The sequence below is a fragment of the Vibrio sp. 10N.261.52.A1 genome, from assembly GCF_002876325.1.
Lineage (GTDB): Bacteria > Pseudomonadota > Gammaproteobacteria > Enterobacterales > Vibrionaceae > Vibrio > Vibrio chagasii.
In genome coordinates, this window is sequence record NZ_MCYD01000462.1 from 1 (window position 1) to 608 (window position 608).

The 608-nt window shown below is 31.6% G+C and carries 1 protein-coding gene; it reads left to right on the forward strand.

Features of this window, described 5'->3' with window-relative positions; translation table 11 throughout:
* Positions 1–581, forward strand: a 581-nt coding sequence (locus tag BCT81_RS05535; RefSeq protein ID WP_206748005.1) for an EAL domain-containing protein, incomplete at its 5' end; no start/stop codon positions are given.
* Positions 582–608: the final 27 nt, after the last annotated feature.

Here is a 608-nt window from a genome sequence, read left to right on the forward strand (position 1 = left end):
CAATATTAGAGTCGCAGAGCAAAATTCATATGCTTGATTATATTATGATTAAGAAAACAATTAACTATATCAACGAAAGCTCCAGGTTTGATGTGAACTTTTCTGTCAATGTTAGTTCAACAAGTATTGCTAGTGATGACTTTAGAGAGAAAGTACTATCTCTGATTTCAGTTAACAATGATTTAGATAATCTTGAGTTTGAGATAACAGAAACATTGACTAGAGAGTGCTTCGACCTTGTTCAAAAATTTATACTTGAGGTGCGAGAAATATCTAGAATAAAATTCTCACTCGACGACTTTTCTACAGGTAATTCGTCGTTGTTAGTACTGGATAAAATACACTTTGACACGGTTAAAATTGATAGAAGTATTTTGGAAATACTGAGAAAAAACGAAGGTGGATATAATCATATAAAAGAAATTGTAAATTACATAAAAAGCAAAGAAAGTACTGTGTGTTTAGAAGGAATTGAAGACAGAAATGATTTGGCAATTGCACACGAACTAAAAGTAACCTTTGGGCAAGGTTGGCTATTAGGAAAGCCAATGACAGTTAGCGATTTCAACTTAAAATACTGAGAATTTTTGGCTTAATCTATTATGAAT